Here is an 18,006-nt window from a genome sequence, read left to right on the forward strand (position 1 = left end):
CAAACTGGTTCCAACTGACCGGAATGCTGCGCTAGGCGGTCGGGCATGTCTGATCCTTTACGCATAGCCCTCGCCGGGCTCGGCACTGTCGGCACCGGCGTGATCGAGCTGCTCGAAACCAATCGTTCGACGATCGAACGCCGCGCGGGGCGTGCGCTTCAGATCGTTGCGGTCAACGCCCGCGACCGCACGCGCGACCGCGGCGTGGACCTGTCGCCTTTCGCCTGGGTCGATGACATGCAGGCGATGGCCGCCCGGGCGGATGTGGATGTCGTGCTCGAACTGGTCGGTGGCTCGGACGGACCCGCGCTGACGCTGGCGCGGGCGGCGCTGGACGAGGGCAAGGCCTTCGTGACGGCGAACAAGGCGATGATCGCGCATCACGGCCTGTCGCTGGCGGAACAGGCCGCCCTGCGCGGCGTGCCGCTGAAGTTCGAGGCCGCGGTTGCGGGTGGCATACCGGTGGTGAAGGGCCTGCGCGAAGGAGCGGCGGCCAACCGTATCGAGCGGATCTACGGTATTCTCAACGGCACCTGCAATTACATCCTGTCGGAAATGGAGCGGACGGGCGCCGACTTCGACGCCATGCTGGCGGAAGCGCAGGCGAAGGGTTTTGCCGAGGCCGACCCCACATTCGACATTGAAGGTGTGGATGCGGCGCACAAGCTGGCCATCCTGTCGGCCATCGGCTTTGGCGCGCGGGTCGATTTCGCCAATGTCGATGCGACCGGTATCGGCGAAGTGCGCGCGGCGGACATCACGCAGGCCGGGACGCTGGGCTATGTCGTCCGGCTGGTCGGCATCGCCTCCATCGACGATAGCGACGGCACGTCGGCCTTGCTGCAACGGGTTCGCCCGTGCCTGGTGGCCCGGGGCCATCCGCTTGCCGCCGTGACGGGCCCGACCAATGCGGTGGTGGCGGAAGGCAATTTCTCGGGCCGGCTGCTGTTTCAGGGGGCCGGTGCTGGGGCCGGGCCGACCGCCAGCGCGGTCGTCGCCGATCTGATCGACATTGCGCGGGGAGATCTGGGCGCGCCGTTTTCCGTCCCGGTGGAGGAGCTGGAGACCTTCCCGCCCGCCGATCCGGGCAATCGCATCGGGCGCGACTATATCCGCTTTACCGTCACCGACCGGCCTGGCGTGCTGGCCGAGATTACCGCGGCGATGCGCGATGCGGAAGTTTCGATCGAGAGCCTGATCCAGCGCGGGCGCGACCACGAAGGCGGCGAAGTGCTGGTGGCGATGGTCACGCACGAAGGACCCGAGCGTTGCGTCACCAAGGCGCTCGAACTGCTGGAGGGATCGCCTAGTCTGACGGCTCCGCCTCTGGTGATGCCGATTCTGAAGGACTGATACTGCTGCCTGGCACGGGGGGTAGGCCGAGCTGCTTTGCCCGCGCGGCGCTTTCCGCTTCGGTGGTTGCGGCACCGCGGCCCAGGGGCGGCAATCCGCGCGAAATCCGGTCTGCATCCGATCCCGGCGGGGCTTCGGGCAGCGTCGAGAAGTCGATGAGATAGGCAGGCGGGGGCGGACAGGGGTTGAGGCCGATGCCGCAGACACCGCCAATCGTCGCGGGCCCCTGGAAGATGCCTGGCCCATCGACATTGGGTGTACGCAGGTCACCCTTGTTCATGGTCTTGGCAGCATATTCGCGTTCGGCCCGTTCCTTGTCGTAGCCGTATTCGCCGCCATCCGAGCGCCTGCGGCACACGATGATCTCGCCCGAGATCGACGCGGCCTCCTCCTCGGCACTGCAATCTTCGGACGGGGGAAGGTAATCTTCGGGTGGGACGAGAATGTCGATCGTCTCTCCGGATTCATCCTGCGCGGCAAGCGGGGCGGGCAGTAAAAGGCCCAGCACGATAAACGGCCCGACGCGCCAGTGTCTCGACAATGCAAAGCTCCCTGTCTATCCGGCCGCGCATACGAATTCTTGCCAGCGGGTGGATTGCCCATCCATAGCCCTACCAGCTTTCCGAGGACTGAACCCATTATGAACTCGCCTGCCGACAACCCGCTCGATCGCGTCCTCGTCCTCGAAATGGTCCGCGTGACCGAAGCTGCGGCGGTGGCCGCCTCGAGGCTCATCGGCCGCGGGGACGAGAAGGCTGCCGATGCCGCCGCCGTGGAAGCAATGCGCAAGGCCTTCGACACGCTTTACATGGACGGCACGGTCGTCATCGGCGAAGGCGAGCGCGACGAGGCCCCCATGCTCTTCATCGGCGAAAAGGTCGGCGGGGCGCAGGGCAAGGGTCCCAAGATCGATATCGCGCTCGACCCGCTCGAAGGCACGACGATAACCGCCAAGGCCGGTCCCAACGCGCTGGCGGTGCTGGCAGCGGCGGAGGAAGGGTGCCTGCTCAATGCGCCCGACGTTTACATGGACAAGCTGGCCGTCGGTCCCGGCTATCCCGAGGGGATCATCGACCTGGCAAAATCGCCGACCGAAAACGTGAAGGCCGTTGCCGCTGCCAAGGGTGTCGAGCCCGGCGACATCATCGTCTGCGTGCTCGATCGTCCGCGCCATTCCGATCTCATCGCGGAACTGCGCGACCTCGGCTGCGGCGTGGTGCTGATCGGCGATGGCGACGTCGCCGGCGTGATCGCGGTTACGGACGAAGATACGACCATCGATATGTACATGGGTCAGGGCGGCGCGCCGGAAGGCGTGCTGGCCGCTGCGGCTCTGCGCTGCGTGGGTGGCCAGTTCAACGGTCGCCTCGTTTTCCGCAACGACGACGAGAAGGCACGCGCCGCCAAGTGGGGGATCGACGATCTCGACCGGATCTACACTCGTGACGAGCTGGTGAAGGGCGATTGCATCTTTGCCGCTACCGGCGTCACCTCCGGTTCGCTGCTGGAAGGCGTGAAATATCTGCGTGACGGACGAATGACGACCGAAAGCGTCGTGATGCGGGCCAGTTCCGGCACGGTGCGCTGGATCAAGGGCGAGCACCGGGCAAAATAAGCTGCGCCGGGCGGGGAAATGCCCGTCTGACATGTTGCATATCCATGACGCTCGGCTAGGCGGGGCGCTCAGCCAGCTTTCCCAAGGATTCGCCGCATGAAGATCATGGCCGCCAATTCGAACCTGCCGCTCGCCCGTGCGATCGCAGCCTATCTCGAAATGCCGCTTGTCGATGCACAGGTGCGCCGCTTCGCCGACGAGGAAATCTTCGTCGAAATCCACGAGAACGTGCGCGGGGAAGATGTGTTCGTCGTCCAGTCGACGAGCTATCCGGCAAACGACAACCTCATGGAACTGCTGATCTGCATCGATGCGCTAAAGCGCGCATCCGCGCGGCGTATCACGGCGGTCGTGCCCTATTTCGGCTACGCCCGGCAGGACCGGAAACCGGGGCCACGAACCCCGATTTCAGCCAAGCTGGTTGCGAACCTGATCACCGAGGCTGGCGCCGACCGCGTTCTTGCAGTCGATCTGCATGCGGGCCAGATCCAGGGTTTCTTCGACATCCCGACCGACAATCTGTTCGCCGCGCCCGTCATGGCTGCGGACATTCAAGCGCGGTATGGCGATCAGGACCTGATGGTCGTGTCGCCCGACGTGGGCGGTGTGGTGCGGGCCCGTGCGCTGGCCAAGCGGCTCGACAACGCGCCGCTGGCCATCGTCGACAAGCGCCGTGACCGTCCGGGCGAGAGCGAGGTGATGAACATCATCGGCGACGTGTCTGGCCGCCACTGTATCCTTATCGACGACATCATCGATTCGGGCGGGACACTCTGCAACGCCGCGCAGGCTCTGCTCGATCAGGGCGCGAAGAGCGTGACTGCCTACATCACCCATGGGGTGCTGTCCGGCGGTGCGGTTGCCCGCGTCGACGGGTCGGCGCTGGAAGAACTGGTCATTACCGATTCGATCCGTCCGACGGATGATGCCAAGGATTCGCAGCGCATCCGCATCCTGACCATCGCCCCGCTGATCGGCGAGGCCGTTCGCCGCATCGCAGACGAAAGTTCGGTCAGCTCTCTGTTCGATTGACGCTGCGCGGTTCGGCATTCGGATCGCGCCAGGGCCGGGGATTTTCGCTGGTCCCTCCAGCCAGAACTTCGACCCTGCGCGACTGACGGATTTCCATGGTAATCCGCAGCAGCGGATGGCTTCCCCTCTGGAGGCGACCGGGCGTGGTATCCAGCAGGCTGCGCAATTCGCGCGTCACATGGGACTGGTCGAAATAGCGCAGGCGCATTTCCGGCTCGTCCTCTTCAAGCGCAACTTCGAGCAGCGCCGCCGCCATGTCGAGCGCCCGCGCCCGGCGCATGGCGAAATGCGGGGTGACCCCCCAACTCTTGCGGATCACGCGTTCGAGCGTCCGTCTCGCGATACCCCTGTCATGCGCAAATTCGGCGATCGATGCGCCCGGATCGGTCAGGCACAGCCGTTCGAATTCCGCGAGAAGATCGTGGGGTCGTTTCGGGGAAGCCGCTGAGAAGGACGTCAATAATTGCGTTTCGGCTGCCTCCAGCCACGCCTTGGCATCGTCGCGGGGTATGTAGGCTTCGTGCGGGCGGGCGGCACGATCGAAGGGGTCGAAAGGAAGGATGCGGTCGATCGTCTCTTCGACGGACGGCAGGTCGAGCCCGAGCGTGCCACCGGGCGCGAAATTGACGGTGACTACCTTGAAGGACCCATGCGCGGTAAGCCGCATCATCTTTGTGCAGGGCCCGAAATAGAGTGCCAGGCCCCGTTCGCCCGGACTGAATGTCTGCAAGCCTTCGGCTGTGTGCGCAGACCACTGGGAGCCGAAGATCATTCTCAGGATCGGCTGTTCGCCGAACGTGCCGCATTCGATCGTCTTTCCCTCCGGCAGGTTTACCGAAGTGACGCCCAATCGGGTGATCCAGGGCTTGAGTGTATCGCAAGGCGCGCGATTATAGGCGAGCGGCATCCCGCCGGGGGTCGAGCCGGTCGTGGACGTCATGCCCTGCCATGTCTGGTCGCCCCGATCCTTGCCGGATCGTTGTGGTTTTTCTTCTGACAATGCGGATCATTTCCCCCTTCGATGCGACCCGAAGGGCATGACATTGTCACTATGTGTCGTCTTGACCGGGCCGAGCATTGAGCCAAATGGGTTCAAATGCAAAGAAATTCCGATCTCGCGCTCGCCAATCGTCTCGCCGATGCCGCAGGGGAAGCCATCCGGCCCCTCTTTCGCGGCGAATGGTCGCAGGAGCGTAAACCAGACAAGAGCTTTGTGACCGAAGCCGACCGTGCAGCCGAAGCGGCGATGCGATCGATCCTCGAAAGCGAGCGTTCAGACGATGGGATCATCGGCGAGGAATATGGCACACGCAACGAAGGTGCCGCACGGCAGTGGGTTCTCGATCCGATCGATGGAACGACCAGCTTCATCGCCGGGCGCCCGATCTTCGGCACGCTGATTGCCCTGGTGCAGGATGGCTGGCCGGTGCTGGGCGTTATCGATCAACCTATCGCGCGGGAACGCTGGGTCGGGCAAATCGGCGAAGGGACGACCTTCAACGGGAAGCCCGCGCGCGCCGCGCCATGCAAGGACCTTTCCGACGCAGTGCTGGGGACCACCAGCCCGCATCAGTTTTCCGGCGACGACGTCGATGCATTCATGGGCGTCGCCAAGGCGGTGGCCGAGCGGAAGATTATATATGGCGGCGATTGCTACAATTACGGATTGGTCGCGAGCGGCCATGTCGACGTCGTCATCGAAGCCGGGCTCAAGCTGTATGATTTCGCCGCGCTCGTCCCCGTGGTGGAAGGCGCCGGAGGGGTGATGAGCGACTGGCAGGGCAACCCGCTTGACGCGGGAAGCGACGGCCGCGTGATCGCGCTCGGCGATGCGGCCCGCCTCGACGATGTGCTGGAAGCGATGGGCGGTTCTTCGGCGCACGATCACGGGCACTGATCGACCCCGTTCTCGTTTGCGCTGCATGCGAACGATACTGATAACCGGCGCAGGCAATGGCATTGGCCGCGCCATCGCCATGCATTTTCACGGCCTCGACTGGCGCGTCATCGGGCTGGACCGGGACGCGGAGGCGCTGGCGGAACTGCGCGATGCGCTGCCGCGCGAAACGGCGTTGTTCCTGACCGCCGATGTCGGCAGGGAAGGCGCCGTCGCGGGCGCTTTCGAGCGCGTGGAAGACTGGTTGGACGGCGATCCGCTAGACTGCGTGGTGAACAATTCGGGCATTGCCGATCCCTATGCAGGGCCGCTGGAAAAGCTGGCGCTGAAGGACTGGCAGGCGTGGGTAGATGCCAGCCTGACGGCCACGTTTCTCGTGACCCGATCGGCCCTCCCGCTTCTGCGACGCGCGCAAACCGCCAGCATTGTGAACATGTCCTCTACCCGTGCGGTGATGAGCGAACCAGACACCTTTGCCTATGCTGCGGCAAAGGGCGGTCTCGATGCACTGACCCATTCGCTTGCCGTGTCCCTGGGCCCCAAGATACGCGTCAATGCGATACGTCCGGGCTGGATCGAAACGGGGCCGTGGCAGAAGACGGGCCAGCGCAGCAATCCGGATCACCGTGCAAAAGATCGCGATCAGCATCCCGCAGGGCGGATCGGACGTCCCGAAGACATTGCCCAGGCGGTCGCCTATCTGCATGAAGCCGGCTTCGTGACGGGGCAGCATCTCAACATCGACGGTGGCATGACGGTCAAGATGATCTACGAGCACTGACATGAGTGTGGAGGGTTCACTGGAAGGACGCATAGCGCTTGTCACCGGGGCTGCGCGCGGGCTGGGGTTTGCGATCGCGCACCGCCTGGCGCGTGCCGGGGCGAGCGTCTGGCTGAATGGTCGTGACAGGGCCGCGCTCGACGATGCGGCCGACCGGATCGGCAGCGATGCGCGCGTGCTGGCATTCGACATCGGCGATGACGACGCGACCGCAGCGGCCTTCGAAGCGCTGGCCGAAGACGGGCTCGACATCCTCGTAAACAATGTCGGCCAGCGTGATCGGCGTTCGCTTGCGCAGCTGCGGCGGGAGGACATGGCGGCCATGCTGGCGACCAACCTTGTCGCTCCCTTCGATCTCGCGCGGCGGGCTGTCCCGTTGATGGAAGCGCGCGGCTATGGGCGTATTGTCAACATAACCTCCATCGCTGCCGAAATAGCCCGCGGCGATATTCTCTACACGGCCAGCAAGGGCGGGCTTGCCGCCCTGACGAGAGCCTTCGCGGCAGAACTTGGCGGCACCGGCATTACCGTCAACGCAGTGGCGCCGGGCTATTTCGCGACCGAGGCGAACGAGGAAATGTCCACCGATCCGGGCATTGCGCAGCATCTGGAGCGGCGGACATCGCTGGGCCGGTGGGGCGATCCGGGCGAGATCGGCGGGGCAGTGGCGTTCCTCGCCTCCCCCGAAGCGAGTTACATCACCGGGCACACATTGGCGGTCGACGGAGGCTACCTGACCCACTTCTGACTTGCTTTTGCCCGCAGAATCGCTAGACGCGCGCCCTTCACCGACACGTGATTCACCGCCGGTCTGGCCGTAAGGGCTGCCAGGGCTGGCGCGACGTGTCTCTGTAAAGGAGATGAAAATGCCCAAGCTGAAGACCAAAAGCGGTGTGAAGAAGCGCTTCAAGATCACCGCAACCGGCAAGGTCAAGCATGGTGTCGCCGGCAAGCGCCACCGCCTGATCAGCCACAATGCGAAGTATATTCGCCAGAACCGCGGCACCACCGTCCTGTCGGAAGCCGACAGCCGTACGGTGAAAAAGTGGGCCCCCTACGGCCTCGACTGAGCGCGATTTAAGGAGAATACGAAATGCCTCGCATTAAACGCGGCGTCACCACGCGCCAGAAGCACAAGCGGATCCTCGATCAGGCGAAGGGCTATCGCGGCCGTCGCAAGAACACCATCCGCATCGCCCGTCAGGCGGTCGAAAAGGCCGGCCAGTACGCTTACCGCGACCGCAAGATCAAGAAGCGGAATTTCCGCGCTCTGTGGATCCAGCGTATCAACGCGGCAGTGCGCGCCGAAGGCCTGACCTATTCGCAGTTCATGCACGGTACCAAGCTGGCCGGCATCGAGCTGGATCGCAAGGTAATGGCAGACCTCGCCATGAACGAAGGCGCGGCCTTCAAGGCGATCATCGAGCAGGCCAAGAAGGCGCTTCCCGCCTAAGGTCCTTGCCTCAAACGACTTTTCGAAAGGGCGCTCCGCAAGGGGCGCCCTTTTTCGTGTGCGCCTTGTCGCTCGCCTACAACCGGCTATACTTCTGGTGTGGAGGGGAGGGGGAGATTGACTGCACATAAAGCCATCGACGTGCGTTTTTTTGCGCCGCCTGCCGACCTCGCTCCGTGCTTCACCAGCTTCTATCGCGTCGAGGTCGATTTACCCGAGGGCGAGATCCTGGAAGATTGGCTGCAGCCGGAATGGGCTAATTTGCGCTTCTTTGCCGGTAATGCCCCGGCGGCCGATTTTACCGATGGTTCGCGGGTGGAAGGCATGCGCTTTCAGGCAACCGGCCCGAGTTCGTGCCCGACGCACTTTACCATCGGTCGTACCCGCATGTGGGGCATCGGATTGTTTCCTCTCGGCTGGGCGCGCTTTGTCGGGCTCGACGCAAGCGAACATGCCAATACCGTCGTCGATGGTGAACGCAGCCCGGCCTTCGCCCCGTTCGTTCCCTTATGCGAAAAGCTGTGTACGCCGGACCATTCGGACGAAGAACAGTTCGAATGGCTGACCGACTTCTTTCGCAATCTGGCCGATCCACCGCGGGACTGCGCCCGTATTCAGCGCATACACGAAGCTATGGTGGATCCGTATATCGTTCAGGTCGAAGAACTGGCCCAGAAATGCGGCCTTTCGAAGCGGACACTGGAAAGAATCTGCCTGCGGCATTTCGGCTTTTCGCCGCGCCTGCTGCTACGGCGGCAAAGACTGATGCGCAGCCTCGCCGCCTTCATGCTGGAGCCGCGGGCGAACTGGTCGCGCGTGATCGACCGGCATTATCACGACCAGTCACATTTCGTGCACGAGTTTCATGCTTTCATGCAGTGCGCGCCGAGCGAATATGCCGCAAAGCCGCACCCTGTGCTAAGTGCCTTCATGGCGGAACGAAAGAAGGTCTGGGGGTCGCCGGTGCAGACGCTCGACAAGCCCCGATAGCTTTGGCTGCGGGTCTGGAATTGCCAAGGGGACAACTAGAATGTGTGCGGGGGCGCAAGTGATACGGGCTATTGGCCGGGCAGAATGGCGATGAGTAAAGGGGGCGCGCTCGATGCGATTTCCTTGCGGTTCTTCCTGCCGCCGCGAGGACTGAGCCCCTATGTCACCACGCTGTACCATCTGGAGGTATCCGGATGCGGGCAGGAACCTGTCGAGGACTGGCTGCATCCCGAATGGGCCAATCTGCGCATCATTCCCGATCGCAACATCGAAGCGGCACTGGGCGGCGGTCCGCTCGAGCGAATGCCGCGCGCCCTGCTGACCGGACCGACGAGTGTCACCACGCGGTTCCGCGCCGCCAATGGCAGATCATGGGGAATCGGTCTGATGCCGCTCGGTTGGGCGCGGCTGACATCTGCCCCTGCAAGCGACTATGCCGACCGCCATGCCGATGTCGACACCGACCCGGCTCTGTCCCGGCTGCGGGCCCTGTGCGATTGTATCCCGGAGCAAGGCCGCGATCTGGTGGCGGAGCGGGACACCCTCCTGCGCCACCTCGCGGGAATTTTCGCGAAGCCGGCGGCGCAGGAGGCGAAAATACTGCGCTGCGAGCAGGCTCTGGTCGATCCGCGCATGCACAGCGTGACAGAACTTGCGGGGGCGCTGGGGATGGGAATGCGCACGATGGAGCGGTTCTGCGGCCGCGTGTTCGGCTTCAGCCCGCAGCTGTTGCTGCGCCGTCAGCGCTTCATCCGCAGTCTGGCGAAATTCATGCTCGACCCTTCGCTCAAATGGATCGACACGCTCGACACGCACTATCACGATCAGGCGCATTTCGTGCGCGATTTCAAGCGCTTCATGACTATGTCGCCGAGCGAATACGCCCGGTTGCCGCACCCGATCCTGGCCGCGGCGGCGCATGCGCGTATGGCGGTCGCGGGCGAAGCGATGCAGGTGCTGCACAGCCCCGCGGGGCAGGTGAAGGCGAACGGTCCCAAGGCGTGATGCGGGAACGTGCCGCCGGTCGGCGGGAAACGGGGCTTTAGCATTTGTGCACATGCGGCTAGGGGCTGCGCAGAGACAATTCCTACAGTTCCAAGCGGATCCGATGACCGACCTCGACCAACTCAAGACCGATGCGCTGACGCGGATCGAAAACGCTCCCGATGCAGCGGCGCTCGAAGCACTGCGGATCGAATTTCTCGGCAAGCAGGGGTCGATTTCGGGCCTGATGAAGACGCTGGGCGGGATGTCGCCGGAGGAGCGGCAGGTGCAGGGGCCGCTGCTCAACGGACTGCGCACGGAGGCTGCCGATGCGATCGCGGCGCGCAAGGAAGTGCTTGAAAATGCAGAGCTTGAAGCGCGGCTTGCGGGCGAGAGCATCGACCTGACGCTGCCAGCGCCGGAAGCGCCCAGGGGTTCGGTCCACCCGGTCAGCCAGGTGATGGACGAACTGGCGGAAATCTTTGCAGACCTTGGCTTTTCCGTCGCGACAGGGCCGGAAGTCGAGGACGACTGGCACAATTTCACTGCGCTCAACATGGCCGAAACGCACCCCGCGCGGGCCATGCACGACACGTTCTACTTCCCGCAAAAGCATGTCGATCATACGTTTGATAATGCGCCGAACACACGCATGCTGCTGCGAACACATACATCTCCGGTGCAGATCAGATCGTTGGTCGAGCGCGGCGCACCGATCCGCATCATCGCGCCGGGCCGCGTCTATCGCAGCGACAGCGATGCGACCCACACGCCGATGTTCCATCAGGTCGAAGGTCTGGTGATCGACAAGGGCATCCACCTGGGCCATCTGAAATGGACGCTGGAGACCTTCCTCAAGGCGTTTTTCGAGCGCGACGATATCGTGCTGCGCCTGCGCCCCAGCTATTTCCCCTTCACCGAACCATCGGTCGAGGTCGATGTGGGCTGGGAAGACGTGAACGGCCGCAAGGTTCTGGGCGGCGACGGCGATGCGCCGGGTCACGGCTGGATGGAATTGCTCGGCAGCGGCATGGTCAATCGCCGCGTGATCGAATCTGCGGGGCTCGACCCCGACGAATGGCAGGGTTTCGCATGGGGGCTCGGCGTCGACCGGCTCGCCATGCTCAAATACGGGATGGACGATTTGCGCGCCTTCTTCGACGGCGACCAGCGCTGGCTGGATCATTACGGCTTTTCGGCCTTCGACCAGCCGACCCTTTCCGCAGGCGTGGGAGCGAAGGCATGAAGTTCTCGCTCGAATGGCTGAAGGATTACCTCGAGACCGACGCTTCGGTCGCCGACATTGCGTCCGCGCTCAACCGGATCGGCCACGAGGTCGAAGGTATCGAGGACCCGGCCGACAAGCTGGCGGGCTTCCGCGTCGCGCATGTGCTGACGGCGGGGCCGCACCCCGATGCCGACAAGCTGCAGGTGCTGAGTGTCGATACCGGCGAGGGTGACCCGCTGCAGGTCGTCTGCGGTGCGCCCAATGCGCGCGCGGGGATGAAAGGCGTGCTCGGCCTGCCGGGCGCGGTGGTCCCCGCGAACGGAATGGAACTGCGCAAGAGCGCGATCCGCGGCGTCGAATCGAATGGCATGATGTGTTCGGTTCGCGAACTGGAACTGGGCGACGAACACGACGGCATCATCGAACTGCCCGAGGATGCGCCGACGGGCACCAGTTTTGCCGAATATAGCAATGCATCGCCGGTGTTCGATGTGGCGATCACGCCGAACCGGCCCGACTGCATGGGCGTGATGGGCATCGCGCGCGATCTGGCCGCAGCGGGGCTCGGCACATTCAAGGCGCCCGAAGTGCCCGCGATCGAGGGCGAGGGCGCATGCCCGACCGAAATCCGGATCGACGATCCCGAAGGCTGCCCCGCATTTTACGGACGCGTCATCAAGGGTGTGACCAATGGCGCGTCGCCCGACTGGATGCAGCGCCGCCTCAAAGCTGCGGGCCAGCGCCCGATCAGCGCACTGGTGGACTGCACCAATTACCTGATGCTTTCGACCGGCCGTCCGGCCCATGTCTACGACCTTGCCAAGCTGAGCGGGGCCGTGACAGCGCGCCGCGCCAAGAACGGCGAGACGGTCGAGGCGCTGAACGAGAAGACCTATACGCTCGACGACACGATGACCGTGATCGCCGACGAAGCCGGGGTGCATGACATCGCCGGGATCATGGGCGGTGAACATTCGGGCGCGGGCGAGGATACCAGCGACGTGCTGCTGGAGATTGCCTATTTCGATCCCACGCGTATCGGCGTGACGGGGCGCAAGCTGGGTCTGGCATCCGATGCGCGCACGCGCTTCGAACGCGGGGTCGATCCGGCGTTCCTCGACGACGGGCTCGCGCTGCTTACCGACCTGATCGTGCAGACATGCGGCGGTGTACCGACACAGGTAGTGCGCGCCGGCGAAGCGCCGAACCAGCCGAAGGTCGTTGCGTTCGATCCCGGCCTGACGGCACGGCTCGGCGGGGTGGATGTGCCGCAGGACGAGCAGCGCGCGATCCTGGAAGCGCTGGACTTCCAAGTGGCAGGCGACTGGCAGGTGACCTGCCCGCTGCGTCGCCACGATATCGAAGGCCCGGCCGATCTGGTCGAGGAAGTGGTTCGCATTTACGGGCTCGACAAGGTCGAGAGCGTCGCGCTGCCGCGCGTCGAGGGCGTGGCCCGGCCAACCGCCACGCCGCTGCAGCAGGTCGAGCGCAAGCTGCGCCGCGCCGCTGCCGCGCGCGGGCTGAACGAAGCGGTGACCTGGTCCTTCCTGCCGACTGCCGACGCGGAATATTTCGCCGACGGAGCGCAATTGTGGGTGTTGGACAACCCGATCAGCGAGGACATGAAAGCCATGCGTCCCTCGCTCATCCCAGGGTTGCTGTCTGCCGCCAAGCGTAATGCCGACCGCGGCGCTGCCGGTGCGCGCCTGTTCGAAATCGGGCGACGGTATTTTGTCGGGAAAGACGGCGCGAGCGACGAGAAGCCGACGCTTGGCGTGGTGCTGGCGGGCGAAAAGACCGCGCGCGGCTGGAGCACGGGTAAAGCCGTGCCGTTCGACGCCTATGACGCCAAGGCCGAAGCCATGGCGCTGCTCGAAGCGGCCGGCGCGCCGATCGACAATCTGATGGTGATGGGTGAAGCGGGCGACCAGTTTCATCCTGGCCAGTCCGCCACGCTGCGGCTGGGCCCCAAGAACGTGCTGGCCCGGTTCGGCGCGCTGCATCCTCGCACGCTGAAGGAATTCGACGCGGACGGTCCGGTGATGGCGGTCGAGATATTCCTCGACGCGCTGCCCGCGAAGAAAGGCGGCGGGAGTTTTGCGCGCGCTGCCTATGCACCGCCCGCCTTGCAGACGATCAGCCGCGACTTCGCCTTCCTCGTACCGGGCGAACTGGCCGCCGCCGATCTGGTCCGCGCGGTAAAGGGCGCGGACAAGCAGGCGATCGTTTCCGCGCGCGTGTTCGACGTGTTCGCGGGACAGGGCGTGCCGGAAGGCAAAAAGTCGGTAGCGGTGGAAGTGCTGCTGAAACCCGGCGAGAAGAGCTTCACCGATGCGGAGATCAAGGCGATTTCCGACAAGATCGTGGCTGCTGCTGCGAAGCAGGGCGCGGAGCTGCGGGGGTGACACGCACGCGCAGCCCGATCCTTGCGCTTGGCCTGCTGCTTTCCACGGCCTGCACCGGCGCCGCGGCGCAAGAGGATGGCTGCGTCATGACGCAGGGCGACCGGACGTGGCTGAAAGGCGCGCTGGACAATTGGCAGGTGTCGGCGCAGCGCGATCTGGGCATCGATCCGGACCCGCTGCCCGACGTGGTGACGCTGGACGACCGCTGCCTTTACATCATGCCGGCGGGGCGGTTCGATCGCATGGTCGGCACGCCGCATGAGGGCCACCCCAGCCTGCCCGATGGGCGCGAGCTGCCGCTGGGGCCCGTATCCTTTGCGACCGGCAGTGCGACGGATTATTTCGTGATGAGCCTGCCCAGCGTATGGCGCGCCGCCAATGTGCAGAGCGGCCTTGGCGTGGAAGGGCTGATGGATGGGGTCCTGTTGCACGAGATCATGCATACGCGGCAGGGCGGACTGGCCGGACCGCTGCTCGACCGGCTGGGACGGGCGAACGGCGTTTCGGAAGACGACCTCAACGACGACATGGTGCAGAACCGGTTCGGCGATGATGCAGCCTATCGCGCGGCCTATGAGCGCGAGCGCGATCTTCTGTTCGCTGCCGCTGCTGCGCCCAGCGATGCGGAAGCACGCCGTATCGGGCGCGAAGCGCTGGCGGCGATGCGCGACCGGCGGGCGCGCTTCTTCACCGGCAAGCGGCGGTTCTATCGCGCGTTCGACGACATTTTCCTGACGATGGAAGGCATGGGTCAATGGCTCGCCTATCGTCACTATATGAGTGCGCGCGGCGGATCGCTGGATGCGGAAACGGCGCTGCGGGAAGTGCGCCGCGACGGTAGCCAGTGGTCGCAGGATGAAGGACTGGCGCTGATGCTGCTGGTCGACCGGTTGCTGCCGAACTGGCAGACGCGCGCTTTCCGGGATCCGCAGTGGCGGGCCGAGGCGCTGCTGGCAGCCGCTACAGGAGTTCGAAGATGACACAGACACGTACCGCATTCGTAACCGGCGCCACCGCCGGAATCGGCGAAGCCACCGTCCGTACGCTGGTGGCGAACGGCTGGCGCTGTGTCGCGACCGGGCGGCGGCAGGAACGGCTCGATGCGCTGGTGGCGGATCTGGGCGCGGACAAGGTCCACCCGGCCTGTTTCGACGTGCGCGATGCAGATGCGATGGATGCCGCGATCGCCGCGCTGCCCGAAGATTTCGCCGGAATCGACCTGCTGGTCAACAATGCCGGGCTGGCGCAGGGCCTGTCGCCCGCGCAGGAAGCCAATCTGGACGACTGGCAGACCATGATCGACACCAATGTGACGGCCATGGTGGTGCTGACCCGCAAGCTGCTGCCCGTGCTGATCGAGCGCAGGGGCGCGATCATCGCCATCGGTTCGGTTGCGGGCAGTTACATCTATCCGGGCGGCAACGTCTATGCCGGGTCGAAGGCCTTCGCGAACCATTTCACCCTGGCGCTGCGGGCCGATCTGCACGGCACCGGCGTGCGTGTGACCAGCATCGAGCCGGGCATGGTCGAAACCGAATTCACGCTGGTGCGCACCGGCAGCCAGGAAGCGAGCGACGATCTGTATCGCGGTGCCAATCCGATGACCGGGCAGGACATCGCAGACACGATCCTGTGGATCGCGCAATTGCCCCCGCATCTCAACATCAACCGCCTGGAACTGATGCCGGTGAACCAGGATTTCGCAGGGTTCCGGGTGGCCAGGGAGCCCTAGCGAGCGCGTCGGTCCCGCGAAGGCGGGAATCCCGTCAAGCGCCGCGCTTGCCCGACCCTGGATCCCCGCCTGCGCGGGGATGACGACAGCAGAGACATGACATGACTTCCAATCGCCGTACCTTCGCCATCATTTCCCACCCCGACGCGGGTAAGACCACGCTGACCGAGAAGCTGCTGCTGACCGGCGGCGCCATCCATCTGGCCGGCGAGGTCAAGGCGCGCGGGCAGGCGCGGCGGGCGCGGTCCGACTGGATGAAGATCGAACAGCAGCGCGGCATTTCGGTAACCAGCTCGGTCATGACGTTCGAGCGCGAGGGGATCACCTTCAACCTGCTCGACACGCCGGGACACGAGGATTTTTCCGAAGACACCTATCGCACGCTCACCGCGGTCGACAGCGCCATCATGGTGATCGACGCGGCCAAGGGCATCGAACCGCAGACGCGCAAGCTGTTCGAGGTCTGCCGCTTGCGCAGCGTGCCGATCATCACCTTCGTCAACAAGGTCGACCGTGAAGGGCGGCCCGTCTTCGAACTGCTGGACGAGATCGCCGACATGCTGGCGCTGGACGTCAGCCCGCAGGCCTATCCGGTGGGCATGGGCGGCGAGTTCGAAGGCGTGCTCGATTTCGAGACCGGCTGCATCGCGCGGCCCGAGGGGCCCAGCAAGGAGTTCAAGGGCACGCGCGATTGCGACGCCGAAATCCCCGAACGCTTTGCCGAGAACATCGAACTGGCGCAGATCGGCTATCCCGAATTCGATCTGGAAGCCTATCGCAATGGCGATCTGACGCCGGTCTATTTCGGATCGGCGCTGAAGAATTTCGGCGTGACCGAGCTGATCGAGGCAATCGCGAAATACGCCCCGCCGCCGCGTCCGCAGCCCGCGGGCGAAGAACAGGTAAGCCCGGAACGCGACGAGGTGACCGGCTTCATCTTCAAGGTGCAGGCCAATATGGACCCCAACCACCGCGACCGCATCGCCTTCATGCGGCAGGTATCGGGCACGTTCAAACGCGGCATGAAGCTGACGCCCTCGGGCCTCGGCAAGCCGGTGGCGATCCATTCGCCGATCCTGTTCTTTGCGCAGGACCGTGAGGTGGCCGACACGGCGGAGCCGGGCGACATCATCGGGATCCCGAACCACGGCACGCTGCGCGTGGGTGATACGCTGAGCGAGAAGAATGCGATCCGCTTTACCGGCCTGCCCAATTTCGCGCCGGAAATCCTGCGCCGTGTCGCGCTGGTCGATCCGACCAAGACCAAGCAGTTGCGCAAAGCGCTCGACGATCTTTCCGAAGAAGGGGTGATCCAGGTGTTCTATCCCGAGCTGGGCGGGCAGTGGATCGTCGGCGTGGTCGGCCAGTTGCAGCTCGACGTGCTGATCAGCCGGCTGTCGGCCGAATACAAGGTGGAGGCCAGGCTGGAAGCATCGCCCTTTGCCACTGCGCGCTGGATCAGGGGCGAGGACAAGGCGATGAATGACTTCGAGAAGTTCAACCTGTCCAACCTCGCCAAGGATCGCGACGGAGACCTCGTCTTCATGGCCAAGAGCCCGTGGGACGTGAACTATCAGCAGGAAAAGAACCCGGACCTTACCTTCTCCGCCACGAAGGAGCGTTGAGGTTGCACGGCAGGCGCCTTCGCGGCAAAGCCATGGCATGACGTTACACGCCGGACCGACATCGCAGACCTTCATATCGCAGCGCCTGCGCCTCAATTATGTCGATTGGGGCAATCGCGACGCGCCGCCGCTGGTGCTGGTGCATGGCGGGCGCGATCATGCGCGCAGCTGGGACTGGGTGGCGGAAGACCTGTGCAGGGACTGGCACGTCACCGCTTTCGATCACCGCGGGCACGGCGATTCCGACTGGGTCAGCGACGGCAATTACATGGCCAACGACATGGTCTATGACCTTGCCCAGTTCATCCACCAGCTCGACCGGGGGCCGGTGACGATCGTGAGCCATTCGATGGGCGGAAACGTCGCCCTGCGTTATGCCGGGACCTTTCCGGACATGGTACGCAAGATCGTGGCGATCGAAGGGCTCGGCCCGAGCCCGGCGCGGCAGGCCGAGCAGCGCGAAACGCCATACCCTGAACGGATGGCCGAATGGATCGGCAAGAAACGCGCCGCATCGGGCCGCATCCCGCGCAAATACGAAAGCATCGAGGCGGCCTTTCGCCGGATGATCGAGGAGAACAAGTTCCTCACCGAAGACCAGGCGCGCCATCTGACGCTGCACGGCGTGAACAAGAACGAGGACGGCACCTATAGCTGGAAGTTCGACCCGCATCTGAACGTATGGGGCGTGGAAGATGTGGCGGACGAATTCCAGCACCAGACCTGGGCCGCGATCACGGCGCCGACATTGCTGCTGTATGGTGCCGACAGCTGGGCTTCGAACCCGGAAGGGGATGGCCGGCTGGACCATTTCAACAATGCCGAGGTCATCGAATTCGAGAATGCGGGCCACTGGCTGCATCACGATCAGTTCGACCGTTTCATGAAGACGATCCGCGAGTTCCTCTGAT

General features: G+C 64.4%; 18 protein-coding genes. 16 read left to right on the forward strand and 2 right to left on the reverse strand.

Going from position 1 to position 18,006, the window contains the following annotated elements; genetic code table 11:
• Positions 1-45: 45 nt before the first annotated feature.
• Positions 46-1,353: a homoserine dehydrogenase gene (locus K3177_RS02905; protein ID WP_221596924.1), complete on the forward strand. Its 1,308-nt coding sequence runs from the start codon at positions 46-48 to the stop codon at positions 1,351-1,353.
• Here K3177_RS02905 and K3177_RS15280 read toward each other — a convergent pair.
• Positions 1,307-1,894 (reverse strand): hypothetical protein, encoded by a 588-nt coding sequence (locus tag K3177_RS15280; protein ID WP_247714198.1) that lies wholly within the window; start codon positions 1,892-1,894, stop codon positions 1,307-1,309. The genes K3177_RS02905 and K3177_RS15280 overlap by 47 nt on opposite strands.
• A 99-nt stretch (positions 1,895-1,993) precedes the next feature.
• Here K3177_RS15280 and glpX point away from each other — a divergent pair, with 99 nt between their 5' ends.
• The gene (gene glpX / locus K3177_RS02915; RefSeq protein ID WP_103024617.1) at positions 1,994-2,968 is read left to right on the forward strand and encodes a class II fructose-bisphosphatase; all 975 of its coding nucleotides are present in this window, start codon (positions 1,994-1,996) and stop codon (positions 2,966-2,968) included.
• A 96-nt stretch (positions 2,969-3,064) separates the two neighbouring features.
• Positions 3,065-4,000, forward strand: a complete 936-nt coding sequence (locus K3177_RS02920) for a ribose-phosphate pyrophosphokinase (RefSeq protein ID WP_103024616.1) — start codon at positions 3,065-3,067, stop codon at positions 3,998-4,000.
• Here the strand turns inward: K3177_RS02920 and K3177_RS02925 are convergent.
• Positions 3,981-4,940 carry a helix-turn-helix domain-containing protein gene (locus K3177_RS02925; RefSeq protein WP_221596925.1) on the reverse strand — a complete coding sequence of 320 codons (960 nt, stop codon included), beginning with the start codon at positions 4,938-4,940 and terminating at the stop codon, positions 3,981-3,983. The two genes, K3177_RS02920 and K3177_RS02925, sit on opposite strands and share 20 nt — an antisense overlap.
• A 156-nt stretch (positions 4,941-5,096) precedes the next feature.
• Here K3177_RS02925 and hisN point away from each other — a divergent pair, with 156 nt between their 5' ends.
• The 13 genes from hisN (at position 5,097) to K3177_RS02990 (ending at position 18,005) form a co-directional block, all read left to right on the forward strand.
• Entirely contained in the window at positions 5,097-5,897 is an 801-nt protein-coding gene (gene hisN, locus K3177_RS02930) for a histidinol-phosphatase (protein WP_221596926.1), read from the forward strand.
• A 25-nt stretch (positions 5,898-5,922) separates the two neighbouring features.
• Positions 5,923-6,678 (forward strand): SDR family NAD(P)-dependent oxidoreductase, encoded by a 756-nt coding sequence (locus K3177_RS02935; protein WP_221596927.1) that lies wholly within the window; start codon positions 5,923-5,925, stop codon positions 6,676-6,678.
• Between the two features lies 1 nt (position 6,679).
• Entirely contained in the window at positions 6,680-7,426 is a 747-nt protein-coding gene (locus K3177_RS02940; RefSeq protein WP_221596928.1) for an SDR family oxidoreductase, read from the forward strand.
• A 118-nt stretch (positions 7,427-7,544) separates the two neighbouring features.
• Positions 7,545-7,748 carry a 50S ribosomal protein L35 gene (rpmI, locus tag K3177_RS02945; RefSeq protein WP_050601380.1) on the forward strand — a complete coding sequence of 68 codons (204 nt, stop codon included), beginning with the start codon at positions 7,545-7,547 and terminating at the stop codon, positions 7,746-7,748.
• 23 nt (positions 7,749-7,771) lie between these two features.
• Complete coding sequence (rplT, locus tag K3177_RS02950) at positions 7,772-8,131, forward strand: 50S ribosomal protein L20 (RefSeq protein WP_103024611.1); 360 nt, start codon at positions 7,772-7,774, stop codon at positions 8,129-8,131.
• Positions 8,132-8,248: 117 nt separating this feature from the next.
• Entirely contained in the window at positions 8,249-9,121 is an 873-nt protein-coding gene (locus tag K3177_RS02955) for a helix-turn-helix domain-containing protein (protein ID WP_247714199.1), read from the forward strand.
• 90 nt (positions 9,122-9,211) lie between these two features.
• The gene (locus K3177_RS02960) at positions 9,212-10,126 is read left to right on the forward strand and encodes a helix-turn-helix domain-containing protein (protein WP_221596929.1); all 915 of its coding nucleotides are present in this window, start codon (positions 9,212-9,214) and stop codon (positions 10,124-10,126) included.
• Positions 10,127-10,229: 103 nt separating this feature from the next.
• Positions 10,230-11,351: a phenylalanine--tRNA ligase subunit alpha gene (gene pheS / locus K3177_RS02965; RefSeq protein ID WP_221596930.1), complete on the forward strand. Its 1,122-nt coding sequence runs from the start codon at positions 10,230-10,232 to the stop codon at positions 11,349-11,351.
• The gene (gene pheT, locus K3177_RS02970) at positions 11,348-13,738 is read left to right on the forward strand and encodes a phenylalanine--tRNA ligase subunit beta (RefSeq protein WP_221596931.1); all 2,391 of its coding nucleotides are present in this window, start codon (positions 11,348-11,350) and stop codon (positions 13,736-13,738) included. Before pheS ends, pheT begins: the two co-directional genes overlap by 4 nt.
• Positions 13,735-14,718, forward strand: a complete 984-nt coding sequence (locus tag K3177_RS02975) for a hypothetical protein (protein ID WP_221596933.1) — start codon at positions 13,735-13,737, stop codon at positions 14,716-14,718. The genes pheT and K3177_RS02975 overlap by 4 nt, the downstream gene beginning before the upstream one ends.
• Positions 14,715-15,470 carry an SDR family NAD(P)-dependent oxidoreductase gene (locus tag K3177_RS02980; RefSeq protein WP_103022750.1) on the forward strand — a complete coding sequence of 252 codons (756 nt, stop codon included), beginning with the start codon at positions 14,715-14,717 and terminating at the stop codon, positions 15,468-15,470. Before K3177_RS02975 ends, K3177_RS02980 begins: the two co-directional genes overlap by 4 nt.
• A gap of 101 nt (positions 15,471-15,571) precedes the next feature.
• Positions 15,572-17,095: a peptide chain release factor 3 gene (locus tag K3177_RS02985; RefSeq protein ID WP_196847360.1), complete on the forward strand. Its 1,524-nt coding sequence runs from the start codon at positions 15,572-15,574 to the stop codon at positions 17,093-17,095.
• A gap of 37 nt (positions 17,096-17,132) precedes the next feature.
• Positions 17,133-18,005, forward strand: coding sequence for an alpha/beta fold hydrolase (locus K3177_RS02990; protein WP_103022752.1), 873 nt, complete (start codon positions 17,133-17,135; stop codon positions 18,003-18,005).
• Position 18,006: the final 1 nt, after the last annotated feature.

The sequence above is a fragment of the Qipengyuania pacifica genome (genome assembly GCF_019711555.1).
Lineage (GTDB): Bacteria > Pseudomonadota > Alphaproteobacteria > Sphingomonadales > Sphingomonadaceae > Qipengyuania > Qipengyuania pacifica.